Source organism: Metasolibacillus meyeri (assembly GCF_003049505.1).
GTDB classification, from domain to species: domain Bacteria; phylum Bacillota; class Bacilli; order Bacillales_A; family Planococcaceae; genus Metasolibacillus; species Metasolibacillus meyeri.
On the sequence record NZ_PYWN01000032.1, the window covers coordinates 14,191 to 33,931 of the forward strand.

The 19,741-nt window shown below is 39.5% G+C and carries 24 protein-coding genes; 2 read left to right on the plus strand and 22 right to left on the minus strand.

Translation table 11 applies throughout. The features are described 5' to 3' along the window. Positions 1-38: 38 nt before the first annotated feature. The 10 genes from C9J34_RS04900 to C9J34_RS04945 form a co-directional block, all read right to left on the minus strand. On the minus strand, positions 39-641 hold the full coding sequence (locus C9J34_RS04900) for a helix-hairpin-helix domain-containing protein (RefSeq protein WP_107838746.1): 603 nt from the start codon (positions 639-641) through the stop codon (positions 39-41). A gap of 100 nt (positions 642-741) precedes the next feature. Further along, a complete protein-coding gene (locus C9J34_RS04905; protein WP_107838747.1) occupies positions 742-1,479 on the minus strand; it encodes a class I SAM-dependent DNA methyltransferase in 738 nt (245 codons plus the stop codon). Further along, entirely contained in the window at positions 1,479-1,823 is a 345-nt protein-coding gene (rsfS, locus tag C9J34_RS04910) for a ribosome silencing factor (RefSeq protein WP_107838748.1), read from the minus strand. Before rsfS ends, C9J34_RS04905 begins: the two co-directional genes overlap by 1 nt. Positions 1,824-2,038: 215 nt before the next feature. Beyond that, positions 2,039-2,617: a bis(5'-nucleosyl)-tetraphosphatase (symmetrical) YqeK gene (yqeK, locus tag C9J34_RS04915; protein ID WP_107838749.1), complete on the minus strand. Its 579-nt coding sequence runs from the start codon at positions 2,615-2,617 to the stop codon at positions 2,039-2,041. Then, positions 2,595-3,176, minus strand: coding sequence for a nicotinate-nucleotide adenylyltransferase (locus tag C9J34_RS04920; protein WP_107838750.1), 582 nt, complete (start codon positions 3,174-3,176; stop codon positions 2,595-2,597). Before C9J34_RS04920 ends, yqeK begins: the two co-directional genes overlap by 23 nt. Before the next feature lie 12 nt (positions 3,177-3,188). Further along, positions 3,189-3,494 (minus strand): ribosome assembly RNA-binding protein YhbY, encoded by a 306-nt coding sequence (gene yhbY / locus C9J34_RS04925; RefSeq protein ID WP_107838751.1) that lies wholly within the window; start codon positions 3,492-3,494, stop codon positions 3,189-3,191. 29 nt (positions 3,495-3,523) lie between these two features. Then, a complete protein-coding gene (aroE, locus tag C9J34_RS04930) occupies positions 3,524-4,348 on the minus strand; it encodes a shikimate dehydrogenase (RefSeq protein WP_107838752.1) in 825 nt (274 codons plus the stop codon). A gap of 26 nt (positions 4,349-4,374) precedes the next feature. Next, positions 4,375-5,478 (minus strand): ribosome biogenesis GTPase YqeH, encoded by a 1,104-nt coding sequence (yqeH, locus tag C9J34_RS04935; protein ID WP_107838753.1) that lies wholly within the window; start codon positions 5,476-5,478, stop codon positions 4,375-4,377. After that, a complete protein-coding gene (locus C9J34_RS04940) occupies positions 5,478-5,996 on the minus strand; it encodes a YqeG family HAD IIIA-type phosphatase (protein ID WP_238600569.1) in 519 nt (172 codons plus the stop codon). Before C9J34_RS04940 ends, yqeH begins: the two co-directional genes overlap by 1 nt. A 187-nt stretch (positions 5,997-6,183) precedes the next feature. Beyond that, on the minus strand, positions 6,184-6,966 hold the full coding sequence (locus C9J34_RS04945; protein ID WP_107838755.1) for a phosphatidylserine decarboxylase: 783 nt from the start codon (positions 6,964-6,966) through the stop codon (positions 6,184-6,186). Positions 6,967-7,153: 187 nt separating this feature from the next. On the opposite strand from C9J34_RS04945, the gene pssA reads away from it, so the two are divergent. Together pssA and sigK are read left to right on the plus strand one after the other, a co-directional pair. Further along, positions 7,154-7,693, plus strand: a complete 540-nt coding sequence (pssA, locus tag C9J34_RS04950) for a CDP-diacylglycerol--serine O-phosphatidyltransferase (protein WP_107838756.1) — start codon at positions 7,154-7,156, stop codon at positions 7,691-7,693. 318 nt (positions 7,694-8,011) lie between these two features. Next, entirely contained in the window at positions 8,012-8,713 is a 702-nt protein-coding gene (sigK, locus tag C9J34_RS04955; protein ID WP_107838757.1) for an RNA polymerase sporulation sigma factor SigK, read from the plus strand. A 628-nt stretch (positions 8,714-9,341) separates the two neighbouring features. Here the strand turns inward: sigK and mtnN are convergent. The 12 genes from mtnN to C9J34_RS05020 all read right to left on the minus strand — a co-directional run bounded on the left by mtnN (position 9,342) and on the right by C9J34_RS05020 (position 19,483). After that, positions 9,342-10,034, minus strand: coding sequence for a 5'-methylthioadenosine/S-adenosylhomocysteine nucleosidase (mtnN, locus tag C9J34_RS04960; protein WP_107838758.1), 693 nt, complete (start codon positions 10,032-10,034; stop codon positions 9,342-9,344). 29 nt (positions 10,035-10,063) lie between these two features. Then, positions 10,064-10,750: a YrrS family protein gene (locus C9J34_RS04965; protein WP_107838759.1), complete on the minus strand. Its 687-nt coding sequence runs from the start codon at positions 10,748-10,750 to the stop codon at positions 10,064-10,066. 176 nt (positions 10,751-10,926) lie between these two features. Next, positions 10,927-11,418, minus strand: coding sequence for a transcription elongation factor GreA (gene greA / locus C9J34_RS04970; RefSeq protein ID WP_107838760.1), 492 nt, complete (start codon positions 11,416-11,418; stop codon positions 10,927-10,929). 358 nt (positions 11,419-11,776) lie between these two features. Then, positions 11,777-12,412, minus strand: a complete 636-nt coding sequence (gene udk, locus C9J34_RS04975; RefSeq protein ID WP_107838761.1) for a uridine kinase — start codon at positions 12,410-12,412, stop codon at positions 11,777-11,779. Then, entirely contained in the window at positions 12,413-13,690 is a 1,278-nt protein-coding gene (locus C9J34_RS04980; protein WP_107838762.1) for a peptidase U32 family protein, read from the minus strand. A gap of 16 nt (positions 13,691-13,706) precedes the next feature. Continuing rightward, entirely contained in the window at positions 13,707-14,639 is a 933-nt protein-coding gene (locus tag C9J34_RS04985) for a peptidase U32 family protein (protein WP_107838763.1), read from the minus strand. A gap of 5 nt (positions 14,640-14,644) precedes the next feature. Beyond that, on the minus strand, positions 14,645-15,277 hold the full coding sequence (locus C9J34_RS04990; protein ID WP_107838764.1) for an O-methyltransferase: 633 nt from the start codon (positions 15,275-15,277) through the stop codon (positions 14,645-14,647). A gap of 543 nt (positions 15,278-15,820) precedes the next feature. Beyond that, a complete protein-coding gene (mltG, locus tag C9J34_RS05000; protein ID WP_107838766.1) occupies positions 15,821-16,939 on the minus strand; it encodes an endolytic transglycosylase MltG in 1,119 nt (372 codons plus the stop codon). 844 nt (positions 16,940-17,783) lie between these two features. Then, entirely contained in the window at positions 17,784-18,299 is a 516-nt protein-coding gene (locus C9J34_RS05005) for a DUF1292 domain-containing protein (RefSeq protein ID WP_107838767.1), read from the minus strand. Positions 18,300-18,371: 72 nt separating this feature from the next. Next, positions 18,372-18,662, minus strand: a complete 291-nt coding sequence (locus C9J34_RS05010) for a DUF1292 domain-containing protein (RefSeq protein WP_107838768.1) — start codon at positions 18,660-18,662, stop codon at positions 18,372-18,374. Positions 18,663-18,797: 135 nt separating this feature from the next. Next, positions 18,798-19,214, minus strand: a complete 417-nt coding sequence (gene ruvX, locus C9J34_RS05015) for a Holliday junction resolvase RuvX (protein WP_107838769.1) — start codon at positions 19,212-19,214, stop codon at positions 18,798-18,800. Next, positions 19,211-19,483, minus strand: coding sequence for an IreB family regulatory phosphoprotein (locus C9J34_RS05020; RefSeq protein ID WP_107838770.1), 273 nt, complete (start codon positions 19,481-19,483; stop codon positions 19,211-19,213). Before C9J34_RS05020 ends, ruvX begins: the two co-directional genes overlap by 4 nt. Positions 19,484-19,741 lie beyond the last annotated feature (258 nt).

Genomic DNA, 19,741 nt, shown 5'->3' on the forward strand with positions numbered 1-19,741 from the left:
TTAGTTTAGTCTTTTCGCCTAGTTGACGCAATGGGGTGTCACTTGACTTCAATTAAATCTTTTATACGCTCAAATGATTTCTCACCGATGCCAGATACTTTTTTGATATCCTCGATTGTCTGAAACTTTCCCGCCTCATTGCGATAGCTAATAATTGCCTGCGCTTTCGCAGGGCCGACACCGGGAATGGTCATGAGCTGCGCTTCATCAGCCGTATTAATATTGACCTTTGTTGAGGCTCTATTTTGAGGGATTATACTATTCACATGTTCTTCTACTTTCTCACCTTGAAAAGGCACGTAAATAACCATTTCATCTTGCAACCGTTGCGCATGGTTAATCATTTTTGTATCTGCTTGGTCCGTATAGCCACCTGCCAATTGAATCGCATCAATAATACGATGCTCTTCCGTTAGCTCATAAACACCTGGAAAATTCACTTGTCCCTTTATATCGACGATAACGGCTGAAACAACGACAGTTATTTCTTCTATCTCATTGTGAATCGGCTGTTCTTCTACTGCATGGATGATTTCTACTTCGGCTGAATTGTTTTGTTGAAGAAAAAAATAGAGGAGTCCAATGATGAGTGCAATGGGGAATAGCACTCTTTTTCCGTATTTTTGAAGGTATCGTTGCATATTATATCTCTCCAAAAGAGGTCTCACATGGAGCTATCTTAACTATACAAAATTTTTCGATGAATGAAAAGAGGCTGTCTGGAAAAATCCAGACAACCTCCTATTTCACCGCGCGAATAAAAATACGCTCGCTGTTCTTCTTTGGTGCCTCCACGGACCAATCTGCTGTTAGATGCACTTCGTTAAAGCCGATAGCACATAACCATGCCTCATATTGCTGTGGGGCAAATGTGCGCTGATAATGCTCCTCGTCAAAACGTTCATATAAACCGTTCGCTGTTTGGGCAAAGAACGTCATATAATGATAAACGGAGTGGGCTTCTTTACCTTGCTCCGTATGCCAAACATAGGCAATTTCCTCATCATCATACGTGAATGGACTGTCTAAAAAGACTTCATCCATTTTATAAAGCGAGTGGACATCGAAAAATAATTGCCCACCTTGGCGCAAGCTGTCATAAATACGCTGTAACGTCTCTATAACAGCCTGCTCCTCGCGTACGTAATTAATCGAATCAATCGGAATAATCGCTACATCGAGCTCCTGAAAGCCTTCTAGCTGCTCCATCGACATTGCGATCAATGGAATCGATTTATTCGCCTCTGCAAAGCGAGTACTTGCAATCATTAGCATTTCCTCTGATACATCCACACCGCTTACTTGATAGCCTGCCTCATCAAACAAAGCAGCTAAAACTCCTGTTCCACATCCAATATCTAATAATATTGGATACTCACTTTGCGGTGCGTAAGTTTTCACCCATTCCAAATATTCGTCATATGGAATGTCTGTCATTAACGCATCATACACTTCCGCAAATCGTGCGTAGCTTGCCATTATAATTCAGGTGCGTCCAACTGAGGTGCATCTCCCCATAAACGCTCTAAATTATAATAAGCACGCTCATCTTTATGAAATACATGCGCCACAACATCGCCTAAATCAACTAAAACCCAGCGTGCTGTATCAAAGCCTTCCATACGCTTTACTTCATAGCCATTTTCGTGTGCCTTCTCTTGCAGCTCACGTGCAATCGCCTGTACTTGGCGATCTGAATTCCCGTGGCAAATGATAAAATAGTCCGCTAACAAAGAAATATTGCCCATATTTAATACAACAATATCCTCCGCGTGTTTATCATCTGCCGCTTTATATGCTAATTGTAATAATGTTTCATTCATTAATTTTTAGTCCTCCCTAATCTATTACACCTCGGCTAACTTTAGTCCAGATTTCTTCGAGCTAGCTCAGTCACAATATGCGCCAACGGTTAACTGAGCTGCATCGTGCAGTCTTCTCTTCAAAATCGGTGACATCCGCCAGAGGCTTTATTTTGATTTAGCAAGCGTTTAGATACTCGCTAAATTCATTGTTATCTACGTATTCATCTTGCAATTTATTGAAGCGAGGGCTTCTGCTCCATCGAAATATAGTAGTTATAGCATTCAATTGATCGTGGATAAATCGCCAGTTCCATCTTTATTAAATGTGCCACTGAATGCTGAATACATGCGCGCATCGCTAACTTTAAATCTTGCTGCGCAATTTCACGTAAAGCATCTACACCAGGGAATTTGCGATTTGGCTCAATCATATCTGCTATGAAAAGTATTTCTTCTAATTTCGTCATATTCGCGCGTCCTGTCGTATGGAAGCGAATCGCATTTAAAATGGCTTCATCTTCCACTTGAAATTCAGTTTGCGCAACCCACGCACCAACAGGTCCATGTAAAATTTCAGTTCCCCAAGCAATTAAATCGGAGCCAAGAGAATGTGTGCGTACAATATCTCGCATCCATTCTTCATCCGCATATTTCGCTACATCATGCAAAACGGCTGCGATTTCTGCTTTTTTACTATCTTCACCATAGCGCTGCGCTAAGCCAATCGCCGTTTCCATCACACCGATTGTATGAATATAACGCTTTTCTGGCATGCGTGGTTTTATTGCCTTAAGTAGTTTTTCGCGCTCCATAAAGACCTTCCTTTCGAATATACGCCTCTACCGCTTCAGGCAGTATATACTTCAATGGACCACCATGTTGACAGCGCTGACGAATCACTGTAGAAGATAAATTCATTTCAGGTGTTTCTAACAGCTGTACTGGATACATCGTTTTTGCTGCTGTACCTGGTCGCTTAATGCCGACAAACTGCACGAACGAGACAAGCTCTTCAATATGATACCATGTATGCAACGAATCAATCATATCGCCGCCAATAATAAAATAAAACGTTGTATCAGGCTCGCGCTCCTGCAATAAACACATCGTATTATACGTATATGATATGCCGCCACTTTCTAGCTCAACTTTTTCAATGCTGAAATACGGTACTTCTGAAATAGCAAGCTCAAGCATCTGCACCCTTTGCTCATCCGTTACCAAGTTATGCATTTCTTTATGTGGTGGTATGGCATTCGGCATAAAGCGCACCTCATCTAGCTTAAGCGCATGAAAAGCCTCATTCGCCATCAGCAAATGACCACAATGTGGTGGATTGAATGTACCGCCTAGTATTCCCACTCGTCTCATTCGCTACTCACCTTACTTTTGTGCTGCCTTCGGTAATACGATTTTCTTATTTTTGCGTGACTCTTTATATAAAACAACTGTTAAGCCGATTAATTGCACAAGCTCTGCTCTTGTACCTTCTGCTAAAGCTTCTGCCACCTCATGCTTATCATCCTCGCAATTGTCTAAAATACGTACTTTAATCAGCTCACGTACTTCTAATACATCGCGTAATTGTGCAAGCATTGCATCATTGACGCCGCCTTTCCCCACTTGGAAAATAGGGTCTAAATGATGTGCCTCCGCACGTAAAAAACGCTTTTGTTTACCTGTTAACATAAATGATTTCCTTCCTGAAATAACATAATTTATTTTAATTGTGCTGTTAATTCGATTATTGTATTTGACGTATTAGGATAATGCCCTAGCCAATAATTATAAGCAATCGCTCCTTGATGCACGAACATACCTAGCCCGTTGATAATCGTTGCGCCCTTTTCTTCAGCTGCCTGTAAAAATGGCGTCATTAACGGATTATAAACAATATCTGCAGCAATCGCATCTTGTGGGAATTTCTCTAATGAAAATGGCAAATTAAGTGTGCCATTCGCCATGCCCGCAGGTGTCGTTTGAATAAAGATAGCAAACTGATTTAGCTTATTTTCTGCTTCCACTAGAGAAACAGCCTGCCCTGTACCTAGCTCCTCGCAAATAGCTTCTGCCTTCATAACAGTGCGGTTGGCGATTGTGATGTTTCGATAACCTCCAGCTAACAATGCAAAGGCAATCCCACGCGCAGCGCCACCCGCACCAATCAATAAAATGGGCTTGTCTCTATGTACCGTTCCAACAGCATCCTCTAAAGAACGGACAAAGCCTGCTCCGTCTGTATTATAGCCTTTATATTTCCCATCAGCCATTTTCACAACTGTATTCACAGCGCCCATTTTCGCTGCTTGCTCATCTAGCTCATCTAATAATGGAATGATCGCTTCTTTATGAGGAATCGTCACATTCCAGCCTGATGCCCCTAATAGTTTTAATGATGCAACCGCCTTTCGTAAATTAGCTGGCTCCACACGAATTGGTATATAAGTTGCATCAACATCCATTTCTGTATACCAAGCATTATGCATGGCAGGCGATTTGGAATGACTAATTGGGTCACCGATGACTGCAAACCATTTTTTCATCTCAGCTCATCCTCTACTGATTCAAGTTAAATTAATGACGGGCGAATAAATACTTGTACCCCTTTTGGTGCATAAGCTGCAACGACAACATTTGCATGCTGTGCTGTAATCCAGCCAAGTCCAGAAAAGACAATATCCGTTTTTGCTTCTTTAATGGAAAATTCATGACGCACAAGCTCTGGCAATTGCTCGATAAATTGTTTTGTCGGCGGCGCTAATAATTCACCTTTATGCTCAGCATATAAAGCATCCGCCTTTTCCAACTTTGTACGATGAATTGGTAAGTCATTTGCTACATGCACAGTAAACGCTGAGCGCTCACCTTGCATAAAATCAAAACGAGCAAGCGCACCAATAAATAGCGTCTGCCCCGCATTTTGCTGATACACCTTTGGCTTAATTTCCTTTTTCGGCATAATATATTTCAATTCACTCGCATCTAAATAATGCGCCATTTGATGATGATTAATAATACCTGGTGTATCATGAAGTGCTGAGCCATCATCTAGTGGAATTTCAATCATATCTAATGTCGTACCAGGGAAATGAGATGTCGTAATCACTTCGCCTTCACCAGTCGCCTGCTTAATAATGCGGTTAATAAACGTTGATTTTCCAACATTCGTACAGCCAACCACATACACATCCTTGCCATTTCGATACGATTCAATCGCTTCAACTACTTCCGCCATACCTTGTCCTTTATGCGCGGAAACAAGCATCACATCAATTGGCTTTAAACCAAGCGCCTTCGCCTCTCGTTTTAACCAATTAATCACCTTTTTTTCCTTCACCGATTTTGGCAATAAATCGGCTTTATTCGCAACGAGCAATACTGGATTTTTCCCAACAAAGCGGTGCAAGCCTGGCAGCCAGCTACCGTTGAAATCAAAAATATCAACAATTTTAACGATTAATCCTTCTTGCTCGCCAAGACCATTTAAAATGCGTAAAAAATCATCATCCGTTAAGCTAACAGGTTGAATTTCATTGTAATTTTTTAAACGGAAGCAGCGCTGACAAATAATCGTTTCCTTCTCTAAAGATGAAGCGGGCGCATAGCCTAGCTCGTCTTTATTTTCTGTTTGAATCACTGCTCCACAGCCTATACATTGTGGCATTTCGACCATTATTTCTCCTCCCAAGTTGTAATGCCTTTACGCTTTAAATCATTGAATATTCTACGTTCAATAAAGCGATTAAATAGTGTAACGACACCATCTGATTCTGCTACAGGGCGCACTAAAAACGTGTATAGCTTTTGACGCTTGCCACCAAAAATATCCGTTAATAGCTGATCGCCCACCATCGCCACTTTATCACGGCGCAAACGTAGCTTTAATAACCCTGCATAGTAAGCTGAACCGAGTGGCTTTTTTGCGCGGTGAATATACGGTATACCAAGTGGGGTTGCAAAATGCTTCACACGCTCCTCGTTATTATTCGATACAATAATAACATGAATCCCTGCATCCTGTAATTGTGCGAACCAAGCGATAATTTCCTCTGTAGCATCGGCTCGGTCCCATTCAACCAAGGTATTGTCTAAGTCCGTAATAATACCTTGAATGCCTAGTTCATGCAATCTTTCAGGTGTAATTTCATACACGCTATTGACATAAGCGTCTGGTAATAAAAAATTATACAAAATCATTACTCCTTTAAGGGCTATCTGAAAAGTGGTCTAACACACCTTTTTTCAGATAGCGATTTGCTATTTTATTGAAATTTGAACCATTTAGCAAAATGGTTGTCTTTTTTAAAAATTAAAAAACACTAAATTTTAATGGCTTTTTCAATTTTAAAATTAGATTTTCTGCTGTTTATCCAAATTATTATACCATAACTGCAAAAGCTTCTCCCATTCTTATCGCCTGTCCTTGTTTAACATTTTCAAGAAAAGCAACTGTTTCACTTTCAAATAGCATCACAACCGTTGAACCGAATGAGAAATAACCAACTTCCTCACCCCTTTTCCATTCCTTTAGCGTATTCGTTAAAACAATCGAATTAACAAATGTCGCACCTACTTTAATAAAGGCCGCATGCTTATTATCACCATATACAAGCTCACTAACCATACGATAATTATGGCTAATTGGCTTTTTGCCATATTCTAAACCTACTTGATTGACTGGAAAAGATTTTTTTCCAAGAATGTATTGCTTCTCAACATACGCATCAACAGGACTGTGCATGCGATGGTAATCTGCTGGACTTAAGTAAAACACGATATATTGCCCTTTGTCATAACGTTTCGCTGCTTGCTCGCTCCCTAATAAATCAACGAGAGAATATGGCTTTTCCTTCACTGTTAAAATGAGCTGATCCTTAATTTGCCCAAATGCCTCTAGCTTTGCATCAACAGGGCTAACAAGTATAGTAGGGTTTTCATCGATTGGACGGACTTCCATTTTTAACTCGCGCGTAAAAAAATCATGCAAACTTTGAAATTGCTCCATTTTTTTTGAAACTTCTTCTATATTAATACCGTATAATTTACTATAGCTTCGAATAAATTTTTTACTATAGCCCGATTTAGCAAATTTCATTAATATGTTAGAGCTTGTTTGACCATTTGTTAATTCAATCAGTCGTTGATAAATTTTTTCTTTCATATTTCATCCTCCACCACGTTTTATTTAGTTCGTGTTTTAAAAAAATAGAATATATGAAGCCTCAACTAACGCTATGCTATTATATAGTGTAACAGCTTATAAGAAAAGTAGATATATTCTAAAGAGCTATCATTTTATCGCTCAAAGCAGTATAATAGAAAAATATTCAGTCGAAGGAGTGTTTCTAATGTTTCTTCTCCAAAAAGTTGATTTAACTTTGAAGAAAATAAAATCAAACGCTGCCAATTTAATTACGCTTTTAAATCTATCATTTGGTGGTGCTTCAATTATGGCAGCATTAAATGAAGCATATAACTATAGTGTACTCTTTATTTTTATTGCAGCATTTTTAGATCGTTATGATGGTAAAGTCGCTCGAAAATATAATCAGGAATCTGCGCTTGGCAAACAGCTCGATTCAATGGGAGATATTATTTCATTTGGTGTAGCACCCGCAATTTTAATGTACGAAATTATTTTTTCTAACTTTGGTCTTCCAGGCATGTTTATCACCATCTTTTACATTACATGTGGTGCCTTCCGCTTAGCGCGCTTTAATTGCTCAGAATCAAATGGTTTCTTTGTAGGTTTACCAATTACTGCGGCCGGTACAGTATTAACGATCACATTTTTCTTAGTGCCTGTTGTCTCACCTGTTTTTTATTTAATCGTGGCACCGCTACTCGCATTATTAATGATTAGCACATTTACCTTAAAAAAAGTTTAACACATGGAGGCTGTCTGAAAAGGGAATCCCTTTTCGAACAGCCTTCGTTTTTTAATGAGTTATTTGCTACAAATATTTTTGCATTGAAAATAAAGTGGCAGCTGTTTTTTGTGTCAAAGCGGAATCAAAGCGTATGTTTTTCTGTTGTGAGAGCGAAGCTGCAACCTCTGTCTCTCTGTTGTGAGAGCGAAACAACAACGTTTATTGTACCGAAATCAAAGCAGTAGGTACTACTATTCGCGACGCAAAGAGACCGTCTTTTTCATGAAGTGCTAAAAATCGACATATACTGCTAAAAAGGCGGAAGGATGAAGCATTTTGAGCGGTATATTTTTTTCGCTCATTCAACTATGGTTAGAATTCCCTTCATTGCTCGGTTACTTAAAGGGGCAGGCGTTTTCTAAACCATTTTCTCGTGAAGAAGAAGCAGAAGTATTAGAAAAGTATTTAGCAGGGGATGAACAAGCGCGCCTTGATTTAATCGAGCGCAATATGCGACTTGTTGCACATGTCGTAAAAAAATTCCACCCTCCACATGAACAACTCGATGATTATATTTCCATCGGTACAATTGGCTTAATGAAGGCAGTCGCAAGCTACACACCAGACAAAAAAACAAGGCTCGCCACATATGCCGCAAGATGTATTGAAAATGAAATATTGATGCATTTACGCGCACAAAAAAAAGTACAGAAGGATATTTCACTCTTTGAATCAATCGGTGTTGACTACGAAGGCCAATCACTGCAAATTCGCGATTTACTACAATTAGATGAACAACCAACCATTGATATTTTAGAGCAGCAAGAGCGCTTTGCACAGCTCTATGCCTATTTAGATACATTGGATGAACGAGAATTAGAAATCATTACGTACCGTTACGGATTGCAGCAACAAGAACCACTTACACAAAAAGAAATTGCTAAAAAATTAAATATATCGAGAAGCTATGTATCACGCATTGAAAAAAGAGCATTAATCAAACTTTATCAGCAATTTAAACATAATCAGAAAGAGTAAAAGATCGGCTGGAAAGGGGCTGCCTGAAAAGGTATTACCTTTTTTAGACACGCCCCTATTTTTGAGCTTAATTGAGCGAATGTGGTAATCTTGCGGGCGAATTTCGCTTGTTCACGGGCGAATTCAGCTACCTTACGGGCGAATCATTACTTTTGAACTAGAAATTTTAAAAACACTCGCTTCATTACTTTTCGTTATTCAAAATAGTTGCTTTCCATTTTTCATCTAATAACAAAAACGCTTGAAAACAAGGTTTTTGTCCTTGCTTTCAAGCGTTGCATTTTATGCAGCATTGTCATGTATATCTGCTGCAATAACAAGCATTAATACTACTGTCACCATAATTGCTGCTGTTGCAATAAATACCATAAATATCTACTCCTCAAGATAAATCGTTTTATTATAGCTTTATCGTATCACTTTTGACAGAAGCTTGACTGTGACTTTTTTAACACTTCACGAAATTGTAATATGTTGTTGTTGTTGCTGACGCTTTGCTTTCGCAACAGAAAAACATCTGCTGACGCTTTGCTTTCGCAACAGAAAAACACGTGCTGACGCTTCGCTTTCGCAACAGAAAAGATTTGCTGCTTCGCTGTCGATACAAAGAAACCATGCTGAATTAAGTTTATAGCTTCGTAATAGCCTTTAAGACAACTTCCGTCGAATGCTTAGCTGCGGTTGGTAAAAACTCATCAAAGCTAATATTCGACTCTTGCCCTGCAATATCAGATAATGCACGAATAACAACAAATGGTGTGCCAAACTGGTAGCATACTTGCGCTACTGCTGCTGCTTCCATTTCGACTGCTTTCATGTGAGGGAAATTGGCGCGAACTGCTTCTGTACGCGCTGAATCAGCCATAAATACATCGCCAGAACAAATTAGTCCAACTCCGTATGGGTGCTCCCCTACTTCTGCAACAGCTTGCTTCGCAATTTCAATTAAACGTGCATCTGCTTGATAAGCAGCAGGCATACCCGCCATTTGCCCAATTTCATAGCCGAAAGCTGTGACATCTACATCATGATGACGCACTTCATCTGAAATAACGACCGCCCCTACTTCAAGTGCTGCATCAAAGCCGCCTGCTGAGCCTGTATTAATCACTACATCTGGTCTAAATTGTTGCAGTAACAATGTAGTCGACATAGCAGCATTCACTTTACCAATACCACTTTTTAGAAGTACTACTTCTTTTCCTTCATATGTACCTGCTGTATACTCGCTGCCTGCAATTGTTGTGACAGTCGTATTTGTTAGTGCTGCACGTAGCAGCTCTACTTCTTGCTCCATTGCACCGATTACGGCAATTTTCATTACTATTTCCTCCTACAAGGGGTCACCTTTTACCATGACCCTTCAATTGTGTTAAGCTTTTCTAATTTTACAGGTTTCCAGCCTTCGTTTGCAACCCATTCAATGCTGACACGGTACTTCTCTGTTTTATCATTTGAAGAGACAACTGCAATCGCGGTATCCGCACTGCCATTATTTCCAATGTTCCACAGAATGCTATTAGCCTGCTCTAAGGGCACTACAGCAAAAACAGTTGCTAGCTTTTCTTCATAATCGATATGCCCTCCCTGAAAAACAGATGTATGTGGACCTGTTTGTGTCGTTTTCGTTGGCTGCCAATTTGGATTAACGACGACTTCATCTACGAGTGGATCTGTTGATGATGTTGTTACATTTGTTGCGTCATTTTCCTCACTAGTCCCCTCCGTTTGCTGGTCACTATCTGACACATCAGGCTCATCCACTTCATTTGTCTCATTTTGAGCATTGTCGTTTGTCTCATGATTTTCTTCGCTTATATCGTTTGTATTTACATCCTTATCTGCTGGCTGTTCAACTGGTTCTTTTTCAACTGCTTTGTCGTCGCCCGTAAAAAAAATAATGTAGCTCGTAATGCCGATTAATACGACAACAAACGCGATTAAATAGTTAAGTAATCGATTCATCTTATTATTTTTTTGCTGACGATGCTGTCTATATTCCGAGCGTGAATTTTTAGTTTGTTCATAATCTGCCATACATTTCGCTCCTTTAGTTCATTTATCAATTACATCTTGAACTCATGTTAACTTGACGAGTTATTGATAAACAAAGTTCCGAATTATTATACGTTTACTATACAATGAAATGTATGAAAAAGCCCAAAAAGTAGCTTTACTTTTCGGACTCTTTATTATGACTAACCAAAGTTAGATTAGCCAATTTTTAAAATTTCTACTTCCATATCTCCACCAGGTGTCGTTAATTTCACTTTATCGCCAACTTTATGTCCCATTAATGCTTTGGCAATTGGAGAATCATTTGAAATAAGACCTTCTAATGGATCTGCTTCAGCTGAACCAACGATTGTGTAAGACTCTTCAAAATCAGCACGCTTGCCATCGATTAATTCGTCAAAAGTAACCGTTTTTCCTAAAGTAACTGTATCCGTTGCAGCTGACTCATCTTCAGTAATAATTAATGCATTACGTAGCATTGATTCAATTGCTGAAATACGACCTTCTACGAAACCTTGCTCTTCCTTCGCTGAGTCGTATTCTGAGTTTTCCGATAAATCTCCAAAGCTACGAGCAATTTTAATACGCTCCACTACTTCTTTACGCTTTACCGTTTTTAAGTGCTCTAATTCTTCCTCTAATTTAGCTTTCCCCGCTAAAGTCATTGGGTATTGTTTTTCGTTTGACATAATACTCATTCCTCCATTGTTCTAAAACTGACTATTTGTATTTTGCATATTTTATGCAATCGTTTACTTTTTAGAATTCATACTTTACTTACATCTCGTCCAGATTTTCTTAAGCTAATTAGAGAAAGCTTCTTTAAAGCTACTTACTATAAAGTTTAATGGACTTTGGACCATCCGTTGAATTCGTATAAAGTAGGTTGCTAGTAAATGTATGAATGAGCGGGCTTCGTTAGAAGTTAGCCCGCCCATCCTATTTGTATACTTCAGTTAATTCGTCTGAAATTACGTTTAAAACTGTTTTCTTTCTATGACAACACAGCGAAACTGCATGTTTAAATGTAAATACTTCCCTATCATATTATACATTTGATTCAGTTTCAAGAATTGTTTTAATTTTTGTTACCATTAAGTCGATTGCCACTCCGTTATCTCCGCCTTCTGGCACGATTACATCAGCATAACGCTTCGTCGGCTCAATAAACATATTGTGCATCGGACGTACCGTTGTTAAGTACTGCTCAATAATTGATTCCGTTGTACGACCACGCTCTTTAATATCGCGTTGCATACGACGAATAATGCGTAAATCTGCATCCGTATCGACAAATAATTTAATATCCATTAAATCACGTAGTCGCTCATCCTCAAGCACTAGCATACCTTCTACAATAATAACATCCTTTGGTGCTACATGAATGACATCACTAGCACGTGTATGCTGAACATAGTCATAAACTGGCTTGTCAATTGGCTGACGCTCAATTAACGTATGAATATGCTCAATCAAAAGCTCTGTATCAAACGCTAATGGATGGTCGTAGTTCGTTTGCAAACGCTCCTCAAACGACATATGACCTTGATCCTTATAATAGTAATCCTGCTCAATTACAACAACAGAATGGTCTTTAAAAACCTCATAAATGGCACGTGTGACACTTGTTTTACCTGAACAAGAACCACCAGCGATACCGATAACAACTGGGCGATTTGCCATTTAGTTATTCTCCTTACGCATCATATTTAATTTTGATAATGGACGGTCAACTTTAAATTTAATAATTTGCAATGGGTGACGGGCAACATCTAATTCGTTGTCCTCTTCATCCCAAAGCTGTCCAACCGTCATTTGGAACGTCTCGATATTTGGACCGAAAAACTCCACTGTATCGCCAGGCTTGAAATAATTGCGTTGCTCCATCGTCACCATTTGCGTTTCCGCATCATAATCAAGCACAAGACCTGCAAAATCCCATTTTACTTTGCCTGCATGGAAGCCGAACATTTGCTGCTTATAGCTTGGCTCACCCTCGAAGAACGAAGAAGCAGTTGCACGATTTGCACAACGTGACAATTCCTCTAACCACTCTTTTTTAATTGCAAAGTTTTCTGGGTCTGCACAATATGCATCAATCACTTTACGATAAACAGATACAACTGTCGCCACATAGTGAATCGATTTCATACGGCCTTCGATTTTCAATGAGTCAATGCCTAATTCAATCATATGTGGAATCGATTCAATTAGTTTTAAATCTTTCGGGCTCATCGCGAATGGTGCTTCGCCTTCTTGTGTCAGCGCTTTTTCCTCACCCTCAACCTGCTCATATAAATCATAATCCCAACGACAAGATTGGCAGCAGCCGCCACGGTTTGAGTCACGTGCTGTCATATGGTTTGATAATGTACAGCGACCTGAATAAGCAATACACATTGCACCATGCACAAAGGCTTCGATTTCAATATCGACTTCATCCTTCATTTTTTGCATTTCAATTGCACCCACTTCACGCGCTAATACGACGCGATGTAAGCCTTCATCCTTCCAATACTTCACAGCCTTCCAGTTCGATAGCGATTGCTGTGTCGAAAGATGGATTTCTAACTTTGGTGCAACGCGACGACATGTTTCAATGATTAATGGGTCTGCCACGATAATACCGCGCACGCCAACGCCTTCAATCGCTTGTAAATACTCTTCAAGACCTTCCATATTTTCATTATGAGCAAAAATATTTGTCGTTACATAAATAACAGCACCATATTTATTGGCGAATTCAACACCTTCGGCCATCTCCTCGATTGAGAAATTGCCCGCATTTGAGCGCAAGCCAAATTCCTGACCGCCGATGAAAACAGCGTCTGCTCCATAATGAACAGCTACTTTTAATTTTTCTAAACTACCAGCAGGTGCTAATAGCTCAGGCTTTTTGGTAATGACACGTTTGCCATCGACCATTTCGCTTATTTTATCATTTTGAATTAAATCAAGCATTCCGCGCACTCCTTTCTTAATATACTGTTTCTTTATAAATAAAGCCTGTATCTAATGGACGTAGCTCTGGTTGAATTGCTTCAATTTTCGCTAACAGCTCGTCCTTCAAATCTTCGTATGCTTCCTCACCTTGCTCGAAATAAGCATCAATTGCTTGACGGTATAAATTCGTTACCGTTACAACATAATCAAAGCTTTGTAACACACCGTCAAACTTCAATGAGTCGATCCCCGCCTCAAAAAGCTCTGTTAGCTCATCAATAATACACATATCGTTTGGTGAGAAAATATGTGTGCCGTTTAAATCTTCATAGATTGGGTATTTATTTTTGCGCTCTTTGTCATGTAAAAACATATTTTTCGACTCTTTACGCTTGTCAATTTCCATCACTTCATCGCGATATAAGAAGTAATTGCCTAACAGCGTGCGCTTCGACTGGAACATGCATGTCATGCCATGCACTTGCACTTCAATTTCATGCGTTGTATTTTCTTTAATTTCAATTACTTCATCTATTGAAAGCTCACGGGCTAGTACAGTTCGCTTCGCACCACGCGCCCCCCAATAATTCACTTGGAACCAGTTTGTCGCAATTGTTTCTGCGCTCCAATGCAGTGGAACCGTAATGCCTAATTCACGTACAACGGTCACAACTGCTGGGTCACCGAATAATAAAGCATCAACACCGATGCGCTGCATTTCTTGTACATAGCCTTCGAGCGCCTCAATGCGGTCATTATGGAAAAGTGCATTCACTGCTACATACACTTTCTTCCCTGCTGCATGAATCAACTTTGTTGCCTTTTCCACTTCTGCAACTGTAAATTCGCCGGCTAAGCGCAAGCCAAACTTTTGCTCCCCAATGACAAAAGCATCTGCTCCTGCCTCAATTAATGCCTCCACATGTTCAATTGATTGGGGTGTTACTAATAATTCAGGTTTCTTCACCTTTCTCACCTCTTCAAGCAAATTAATAAACCATCACCAATCGGGAAAAATGCACTCGTATAATCCGGGTGCTGCAAAATCCAATCCGTAAAGCTATGTAAATTACGAATCATTGTTCGCTTCCTTCTCGGTACTTCCTTCATATCTAAATCCGATAAACCATGCATATACATATTGTCAATGTAAAGCACACCACCCGATGGAACAAGCGGTGAATATTTTTCAAAAAACTTTTGATATTGCCCTTTTGCAGCATCAATAAATACTGCATCAAATGTCGGTGATAGCGCAGCAACGTCTACTTCTAACGCATCCCCTTCAATGACTTCAATACGCGCTGCAACTTCTGAGCGACGAATAAAGTTACGCGCGTGATGTACACGTTCTGCATCACGTTCAACCGTCACAATTTGACTATTCGGCAAGGCAAGTGCCATACGAATAGCTGAATAACCGATCGCTGTGCCAATTTCTAAAATCTTTGCTGGATTTTGAATACGTAGCAATTGATTCAATGCATCAATACCAATAAGCTGCATAATCGGAACGTGGTGCTCCTCCGCAAATTTCTCCATCTCTTGCAATAATTCATTACGTGGCTGAATAAAAGATGCAATATACGTATCTGATAATTCCATTTTGTATACTCCTTATCAATTACGCCTCGGTGTAACTGCGTTGGAATTTTGAATTGTGCTTGCAAAATCCCTGACATCCACCGGAGGCTTAACTTGAATCAGCAGGGCGCTTGGGACTCCCTCTGATTGAATTATTTTTCTTGCATTCATCTCAACACTTATGAAAGTAGGCAACTTCTGTACTTGTCGCTGACGCACAGGAAATATTTCCTTTCAATCCAAAAGAACATCACTGAATTAACTTAAATAAGCATCATTTTAACAAAAAGAAAAAGCGAAACGATAATGTTTACGCCTGTCGCCTATCCATGTGAGTCCATATAAAGAGAGGGCTGTCGAGAAATGTACATCATTTCCCGACACCCTTATACACTTTAATGAAAAGTAAACTTTTAGCTGCTATCCTCATGCGATAACCTTTTATCCTTTTACTTAAAAAACCACCATCTATAATAGCACGAATTAATCAAGAATGCGAATAATGTTTTTCACACTCAACAGGAAAGCTGGCGAGAAAAATCCAATCTTTCCCGATAGCCCATTTTAACGTAAATATTGCTCAATATTTGCTAAATGCTCGTCATATGTTTTGGCAAAATGATTGATGCCTTCTTTATCAGCTAAAAAGTAAAAATAGTCTGTTTGCGATGGGTTTAATGCGGCCTCAATCGATACTTTACCAGCACCAGCAATCGGACCCGGTGGTAAACCTTTATTTTTGTATGTGTTATATGGGTTGTCTACTTCTAAATCCTCATATAATACGCGATCTTTATGCGAGCCTAACGAATATAACACCGTTGGATCTGTTTGCAATGGCATATCAATTGATAAACGATTATAGAACACACTTGCAATCGTTTCACGGTCTGTTTGTGCTGTCGCCTCTTCCTCTAATAACGAAGCAAACGTCAGCAACTCATGCACGGTCATTTCCTTTTCTCCCATAACAACACGATATTCAGCAACAATATCATCCATCGTACCTAACATCGTCTCGATAATCGTCGCAAGCGAAGGCTTTTCTTCATAAAACGGATATGTTGCAGGATATAGATAACCTTCTAAAGTATGACGAATATTTTCATTATAAATGTCTTCTGTTAGTAGATTTGGATACTCTCCGATTAAGCTTTCAATATATGTAGCATCCGTTACTTTATCCATAAATTGCTCAGCAGTAAAGTCCGTATTTTTTGCTACAACCGCTGCGATTTGCTCTAATGTTAAACCTTCTGGTACCGTCATTGTAAATACAGGCTCATGGTATACTTTACCCGTTTTTAAACTTTCAATAATTTCATCTAATGTCATCGCTTTTGTTAGCTGGTAATTTCCTGCTTGGAATTGCGATTCATTTTTGAATTTCGCATAGTATTTAAAGATTTGTGCATTTTTCACAACGCCATTTTTCTCTAAAATCTTTGAAATTGATGTGACACCAGAGCCCATTGGAATTTCAATAGCAATTTCACCCTTTGCATTCGGATCAACTGGCTGCAATGCCGTATTGACATACTTATAGCCTGAGTAGCCACCTATCCCAATTGCAATAAGTGCAATAAGTGCAATGACGCTAACGATGCGGCGCACAATTTTCACTTCTTTTTTCTTACGTTTCATGTTATTAAACATTTGTTGCTTTTTTGATTCGTTATCCACGGGTCAACCTCCCTATCCCGTATTAACAGGCAACTATCTGTTGACCTGTAAAAACCCGATTAGTGAACACCAATCATCCTCATTGATTGAAGTTTCACTTGATTTCTCTTTCATATCATACAAGATAATACAAAAGGTGACAACCGAAAAGAGACTGTCGAGAAAGTCAATGAACACGCTATTTTCGCCCATTAAAAAGCGAAATTCGCCCACAAGACAACTACATTCGTTCAATTAAACTTAAAAATAGGAATGACTATGGGCTGTTTTCATAAGCTTCTTAACAAAAAATACGGTCTTCAAAATCCATAACCCTTTTGAATAATGCCAATAAACATAACATATACTATTAAAGCCTTGACAATTTAACGTGTTGAGGGTAAGATGGCAGTAGTAAGATTCTTGTCGTGAGGATCGCATGTAGTGCAAACGCTCAAGTGGCTCTTGAGCGTTTTTTATTTTTATTCAAGGAAAACGCCATTCAGCAAAAAATGCTGAATGGCGTTTCCTGCTTTACAACATCATACGAAAGAAACGATAAACGGTATCTAACGCACGGAATAGATCCGCTGCGTATCGAAAGATGGCTAATCTTTCTTTACGCCGTTTCTCTCTTTTAGCCTTACTCTTTTTTGTCGTGATGGCTTAGGCATGTAGTGCACCCCCCTTCTAAAAAAAGGAGTCAGCTAGATCTGCCTATTTATCCCGTATTAACAGGCTGTGAAGTGTTTAGCTTGTGTTCCTTTATCACCAATCAGTGGGGATGAGGAAAACCCCCACTGATTGAAGGTTCACTTTATTGTAGCATGTTATCAATACTTCTCGGTATCCTATAAATGTATCCCTACTCTGCAACCTCAGCTAACGAAGCAAGCACCTTTTCAATCATTGCCCATTCAGCATCCGTTTCAATCGGTAGTAGCTCTGACACTTCACCGTTCTCGCCTGCGATATAGGCAGAGGCAAATACTTCTGAAGGCTCTTCATCTTCTTCATCAATCGCATAAAATAAATACGATTTTCCTTCTACATTAAAACGATGTAAAATGTGGCAGTAAATATCTTCGCCATCTTCATTTGTTAATGTCATATAATTTGTTTGGTCATCGGAAAATTCATCGACAAGCGTATTTAGCACTTCCTGTACCATTTCCCATTCTGCCTCTGTTTCAAGCGGTGCAAAATCACTTACTTCACCGTTATCATCTAACTCACAGCGCAATGCTGAAATTTCAGCATTTTCTTCACCTTCGATTGTATAAAGGACATATGAACGCTCCTCTGCGTCAAATGTAAAAACAACGCGGCATAGGACTTCCTCGCCCGCTTCATTTAACAGCTTAAAAAACTGCTCTTCCATCATGTATTCCTCCTTTGTTTTATCAACAAGAAAGCAGAGTTGGCGTTGCTGCCTCCCCTGCCCTATTCATCCCTATTCTTCGTCGTCAAGCTCGTCTTCTAATGCGTTTAATACATCTTCGATTAAATCCCATTCTGCTTCTGATTCGATTGGCTCTAATTCGCCATCTTCACCATTTTCTGAAGGTGTGAATGAAGACGCGAAAATTTCCACTTGCCCGTCTGCATCCTCTTCTGCACCTACTAAAGAATATAAAACATATGATTTGCCGAATTCTTCTGACTCAAAAGTGTGTAGCACTTCGCAAAGCTGCTCATTACCGCTTTCATCAACAATTGTAATATGGCGTTGTTCTTGTTCCATTACCAGTCACCTCTTCATATTATTTAGGCATTGCCTATACATTATACAAAATGAACGGGGTTGCCGAAAAGGAAAAACCTTTTCAAGCACCCCATTTCTGTGCAAAAAATTAAATGCTTCGCCTTAACGAAACATTTAATTTTTACTATCTAAATATCCTTGCAAAATCATAACCGCCGCCATTTTATCAATGACTTGCTTACGCTTTTTACGGCTGACATCCGCTTCGATTAACATGCGCTCCGCAGCCATTGTTGTTAATCGTTCGTCCCATAGTGTCACAGGCAATGCAAAGGTTTCCTCTAGCAACGCTTTATAGCGCTCACTAGCCTCACCGCGTGGACCAACAGTATTATTCATGTTTTTCGGATAGCCAACAACAAACGCTGTTACAGCATATTCCTTCACAAGCTCCTTGATACGTTCAAGTCCAAACTGCTCTTGTGCCTCATCAATTTTTACTGTTTCGATTCCCTGTGCCGTCCAACCAAGCGCATCGCTAATTGCGACGCCGACCGTTTTCGTGCCGACGTCTAATCCCATAATTCTCATTTTGTCGCCTCGTTATTCTTTCGAATGTAAAACTTCACGAGCTCCTCTAAAATTTCATCTCGCTCAAGTTTACGAATTAAATTTCGCGCGTCCTGGTGGCGAGGGATGTATGCCGGATCACCAGATAACAAATAACCAACGATTTGATTCGTTGGATTATAGCCCTTTTCCTCTAATGATGCGTATACTGTTAACATCACTTGCTTTACTTCTTGTTCCATTGATTCTTCTGGAAAATTAAATTTCATTGTTTGATCAAACGAACTCAAGACCAGCACCTCGCTTTCAGAAAGTTGGGAGATGAAACTTCCTCATCTCCACTTTTTCTTATTATACTTGATTATGACTACAAGTTCAATTACGCCTTGGCGTAATTGCGTCCAGATTTTTTCGAGCGCGCTCGAAAACTCCTCTTCAAAATCTGTGACATCCGCCGGAGGCTTAACTTGACGCAACTAGGAGTTTGGGACCCCCCGCTATTTTGAAAACCTTTACTGTATTTTCACCCTCCTACTTAATAAAAGTAG

Excerpts from the sequence above, each read along its gene's own strand:
- C9J34_RS04900 (WP_107838746.1), bottom strand. The coding sequence starts at position 641 with ATGCAACGATACCTTCAAAAATACGGAAAAAGAGTGCTATTCCCCATT.
- C9J34_RS04905 (WP_107838747.1), bottom strand. The coding sequence starts at position 1,479 with ATGGCAAGCTACGCACGATTTGCGGAAGTGTATGATGCGTTAATGACA.
- rsfS (WP_107838748.1), bottom strand. The coding sequence starts at position 1,823 with ATGAATGAAACATTATTACAATTAGCATATAAAGCGGCAGATGATAAA.
- yqeK (WP_107838749.1), bottom strand. The coding sequence starts at position 2,617 with ATGGAGCGCGAAAAACTACTTAAGGCAATAAAACCACGCATGCCAGAA.
- C9J34_RS04920 (WP_107838750.1), bottom strand. The coding sequence starts at position 3,176 with ATGAGACGAGTGGGAATACTAGGCGGTACATTCAATCCACCACATTGT.
- yhbY (WP_107838751.1), bottom strand. The coding sequence starts at position 3,494 with ATGTTAACAGGTAAACAAAAGCGTTTTTTACGTGCGGAGGCACATCAT.
- aroE (WP_107838752.1), bottom strand. The coding sequence starts at position 4,348 with ATGAAAAAATGGTTTGCAGTCATCGGTGACCCAATTAGTCATTCCAAA.
- yqeH (WP_107838753.1), bottom strand. The coding sequence starts at position 5,478 with ATGGTCGAAATGCCACAATGTATAGGCTGTGGAGCAGTGATTCAAACA.
- C9J34_RS04945 (WP_107838755.1), bottom strand. The coding sequence starts at position 6,966 with ATGAAAGAAAAAATTTATCAACGACTGATTGAATTAACAAATGGTCAA.
- pssA (WP_107838756.1), top strand. The coding sequence starts at position 7,154 with ATGTTTCTTCTCCAAAAAGTTGATTTAACTTTGAAGAAAATAAAATCA.
- mtnN (WP_107838758.1), bottom strand. The coding sequence starts at position 10,034 with ATGAAAATTGCCGTAATCGGTGCAATGGAGCAAGAAGTAGAGCTGCTA.
- C9J34_RS04965 (WP_107838759.1), bottom strand. The coding sequence starts at position 10,750 with ATGGCAGATTATGAACAAACTAAAAATTCACGCTCGGAATATAGACAG.
- greA (WP_107838760.1), bottom strand. The coding sequence starts at position 11,418 with ATGTCAAACGAAAAACAATACCCAATGACTTTAGCGGGGAAAGCTAAA.
- udk (WP_107838761.1), bottom strand. The coding sequence starts at position 12,412 with ATGGCAAATCGCCCAGTTGTTATCGGTATCGCTGGTGGTTCTTGTTCA.
- C9J34_RS04980 (WP_107838762.1), bottom strand. The coding sequence starts at position 13,690 with ATGCTTGATTTAATTCAAAATGATAAAATAAGCGAAATGGTCGATGGC.
- C9J34_RS04990 (WP_107838764.1), bottom strand. The coding sequence starts at position 15,277 with ATGGAATTATCAGATACGTATATTGCATCTTTTATTCAGCCACGTAAT.
- C9J34_RS05005 (WP_107838767.1), bottom strand. The coding sequence starts at position 18,299 with ATGGAAGAGCAGTTTTTTAAGCTGTTAAATGAAGCGGGCGAGGAAGTC.
- C9J34_RS05010 (WP_107838768.1), bottom strand. The coding sequence starts at position 18,662 with ATGGAACAAGAACAACGCCATATTACAATTGTTGATGAAAGCGGTAAT.
- ruvX (WP_107838769.1), bottom strand. The coding sequence starts at position 19,214 with ATGAGAATTATGGGATTAGACGTCGGCACGAAAACGGTCGGCGTCGCA.